This is a genomic window from Pusillimonas sp. (assembly GCF_035515275.1).
Lineage (GTDB): Bacteria > Pseudomonadota > Gammaproteobacteria > Burkholderiales > Burkholderiaceae_B > Pusillimonas.
Window position 1 is genome coordinate 1 of sequence record NZ_DATJBQ010000058.1, and the last position, 3,554, is coordinate 3,554.

Annotated in this window: 4 protein-coding genes; all 4 read right to left on the reverse strand. The window is 62.0% G+C overall.

Translation table 11 applies throughout. The features are described from left to right. On the reverse strand, positions 1-508 hold a 508-nt coding region (locus tag VL003_RS03985), incomplete at its 3' end, for a methylated-DNA--[protein]-cysteine S-methyltransferase (RefSeq protein WP_325439801.1). 28 nt (positions 509-536) lie between these two features. Then, positions 537-1,841 (reverse strand): NAD(P)/FAD-dependent oxidoreductase, encoded by a 1,305-nt coding sequence (locus VL003_RS03990; RefSeq protein ID WP_325439803.1) that lies wholly within the window; start codon positions 1,839-1,841, stop codon positions 537-539. A 95-nt stretch (positions 1,842-1,936) separates the two neighbouring features. Next, positions 1,937-3,400, reverse strand: a complete 1,464-nt coding sequence (locus VL003_RS03995; RefSeq protein ID WP_325439805.1) for an efflux transporter outer membrane subunit — start codon at positions 3,398-3,400, stop codon at positions 1,937-1,939. Next, the coding region (locus VL003_RS13440) for an efflux RND transporter permease subunit (RefSeq protein ID WP_414708233.1) at positions 3,397-3,554 on the reverse strand (158 nt) is incomplete at its 5' end. The genes VL003_RS03995 and VL003_RS13440, both read right to left, overlap by 4 nt.

The following is a 3,554-nucleotide window of genomic DNA, read 5'->3' on the forward strand; positions in this document are numbered from 1 at the left end:
CGCCCACTGCGCGCCCGTGGCGTGGGCTTAGGCCGGCCCTCAAGGCCAACTGGCCGTATGAAATGACCTGACCGTAAGGCACATTGCACAACGCCCGCCAGACCTTGGACTGAAAAGGCGTGCCTGAAAAATCGAGGGGGAAACCGAACTGCGTGCGTGTACCAGCGAAATATTGCAAAAGCTCGCGCTGCGCGCCATTGAACAGATCGCGCACCGTTTCGGGCACATTTTCTTGCAACAACTGTGGCGCTGTCGCGGCCAGGTCTTGGTAATGCGGGCCTTGCCCGATATGTGCTTTGTGTTGGGCGCAGCGCACGGGACGAAGGGTGCGCAAAGGCACCTTGCCCGCCATGCCCGACGACGGCCGCAGCGAATCGGCCCGGGCCGTAACCGCGCCCGCAACCTTCGGGCAATCTTTTTGATCACTGAAATACAAACCCGTGACCCCTTTGGCGCCGGCGCAGATAAGCAAGGGGCCGAACGGTGAGCCAATGCGTGCCTGATACATGATGTTTTCCTTGAGTGCTGCCTGACCCTTAATGCAACTTGACGCGGGGGGTGCTGCGCTTGAGCAGCAAGCGCCCCAGCGCCAATGCGCAAGTGCGCGCCAGGCCCAGCACCGCCAAGTGATGCATTAGGTGCAGGCTCATGTACATGAGGCGCGCGATCACTCCCTCAACAAACCAGCTTTTTCCTGATAGTACTCCCATCAGGCTGCCCACGCCGCGCGTATGACCGACCGCCACCAGCGAACCGTAGTCCTTGAAGCGAAACTCGGCCGGCGCAACCTCTGTGCCCTGGATGCGGGCGCGCAAAATGGGAATGAGAAAATCAGCCTGCTGATGCGCCACCTGAGCACGCGCGGGCAGGAACTCGCCTTCTTTGTCCCAGGGCACTTGGGCACAATCGCCGAATGCGAATATGTCGGGGTCGTCTGTACGAAGCATGCGGTCGACCACAAGCTGGTTGAGCCGGTTGACGCTCAGGCCAAGGTCGCGCAAGAATGACGGCGCTTCAATACCGGCGGCCCAGACACAGATGTCGCAAGGGTAGTCGACGCCCTCGCTGTCGGACAACCCGTCTTCGCGCACCGCCGCCACACGAACCGAGGTCCTGACCTGAACTTTGCGCGATTCAAGCAGCGTTTGGGCCGCCGCCGACATTTTTGGCGGCAGGGCGACCAGTATGCGCGCCGCCCCCTCGAGCAAGGTGATGCGCACCAGCTGCGAGGGGTCGGCACTATCAAGCCCGTAATAATGAATGTTCTTGGTGGCCTCGATGAGCTCGGCGGCCAATTCGACGCCGGTTGCGCCACCCCCCACTATGGCGACCTCAAGCGGCCTGGACGCTTTGTCGGGCTGGTTGTTGGCAACCACCAGCTTTCGCAAGAAAAGCTTGCGAAAGCGTTCGGCCTGTTCGGTAGAGTCAAGCGCCACAGCGTGCTCACGCGCGCCGGGCGTACCAAAGAAGTTGGAACGGCTGCCCACCGCCAGAACCAGTGTGTCGTAGGCGAGGTCTCGGGTGGGAAAGATTTCGTGGCCTTCGTCGTCAAGGACGGCGTCAAGCTTGACGACACGTGCTTGACGGTCGACCCCCCGCAATTCGCCGTAAATGAACGTAAAGCCGGCATCTTTGGCCAGCATGACGTACGAGAGCCCTTCACGATGGATATCGAGCGTGCCTGCAGCCACTTCGTGCAACGACGGCTTCCAGATGTGATCGGACGCCTTGTCGACCAGGAAGACATGCTCGGCCCCGAAGCGGCGGCCCATTTTGATGGCAAGCTCCAGCCCGCCGGCGCCGCCGCCGACGATGACCACCCTGTGCGGCACTTCATTCATTCGTGGGCTCCTCGTCAGAACGATTCAGACGAGCCGCCCTGCCCAGCTCAGGTAGGGCGGCCGCATCTTTTTTACCATATCGGGCAATACCATACTTAGCTGTCGGCGGCGGCATTAGATTCCAGCCAGCCGCCGCCCAAGGCCTTGTACAGGTCGATCTCGCTGCTTAGCTGGGCCAGACGGTCACGAATGTATTGTTGCTGAGCGCTGAACAACAATCGCTGGGCATCAAGCACGTTCAGGTAGCTGTCCACCCCTTCATCGTAACGCTGTTGGGCCAGACGCAAATACTGGGCGGTGTTGTCGACCAGCTCGCGCTGGGCCTGCAGCTGCTGGCCGTAGGTGCCCCGGGCCGCGAGGCTGTCCGACACCTCGCGAAAAGCGTTCTGAATTGCCTTTTCGTATTCGGCAACGCGAATGTCCGTCTGGATTTCAGCATAGTCCAGATTGGCGCGAAGTCGTCCGGCATTGAATATGGGCACGGAGATGCTGGGCATGAAACTCCATGCGCCCGAGCCACCCTCGAACAAGCCCGACATCTGAGTGCTGACCGTGCCCGCCCCCGCGGTCAGGCTGACCCGAGGAAAGAAGGCGGCTCGTGCTGCGCCGATATTGGCGTTGGCACCGATCAAGCGGTGTTCGGCTGCCAGAATATCGGGCCGGCGCTGCAGCAAATCGGAAGGCAGGCCGGCCGGAACCTGCGCGAACACCTGATCGTCCAGACCCAGGCCATTGGGCAGGTCGGCGGGCAAGGTGCCCCCCAGCAGCATCGTCAAGGCGTTCAGGTCGACGGCAACCTGCCTGGCATAACGTTGCGATTGGGCGCGCGCCTCGTCCACCGCGGTGCGTGCCTGCCGAACCTCCATGGCCGAGGCCACCCCCACATCGTAGCTGCTCTGAATCAGCGACAAAGTGCGCGTATTGCTTTCAAGCGTATCGCGGGCCACGTTCAGCAAGGCCTGGTCGGCCTGCCAGGTGAGATAGGCTTGCGCCACTTCGGCCACCAGGCCAATGTGCACCGTTCGTTGCGCTTGCTCGGTGGCCAGATACTGCTCGAGCGCCTGACGATTGAGATTACGCACACGCCCGAAAAAATCCAGCTCGTAGGACGTGGTTAGACCGACGTCATACTGGGAAGCGATGCCGGCGGCGCCCGTAGGCGAGAGGTCGGCGGGCAAACGTTGCCGGGCGCCGCCGGCCGCTGCGTCCAACCCCGGAAACAGCGCTGAGCGCTGAATCCGGTACTGGGCCCGATAAGCGTCGACGTTCAGCGCCGCCACCCGCAAGTCCCGATTATTCTCCAGGGCGATACCAATTAGCTGCTTGAGTGTCGGATCCTGAAAGAAACTTTGCCAGCCCAGGTCGGCCGCCATGCCTGCCGTCTTGCCACTGGGCGCCGCATCGGCATAGGCTTCGCCCTGCGGCCAGGCCGATGGGGTCGGTGTTGCAGGTCTTTCGTACCTGGGCGCCAGCGAGCAAGCTTGCAACAGCAGGGCTGCCGCCAGAACCGCCACGGTGGACCTGATTTTTAGGTTGGTGTTCACGGCTTCAACTCTCATGACTGAGCTCCTTGTGCGGCCTGCTCGTCGGGCGCAGCGGGAACCCGCTTCTTGCCCAGCGACATCACCACGACAAAAAACAGCGGCACGAAGAAAATGGCCAGCACCGTGGCCGTGATCATGCCGCCGACCACGCCGGTGGCCAGGGCGTGCT

Bases quoted from the DNA above. Each gene is read 5' to 3' on its own strand.
- VL003_RS03990 (WP_325439803.1), bottom strand. From the start codon at position 1,841: ATGAATGAAGTGCCGCACAGGGTGGTCATCGTCGGCGGCGGCGCCGGC.
- VL003_RS03995 (WP_325439805.1), bottom strand. From the start codon at position 3,400: ATGAGAGTTGAAGCCGTGAACACCAACCTAAAAATCAGGTCCACCGTG.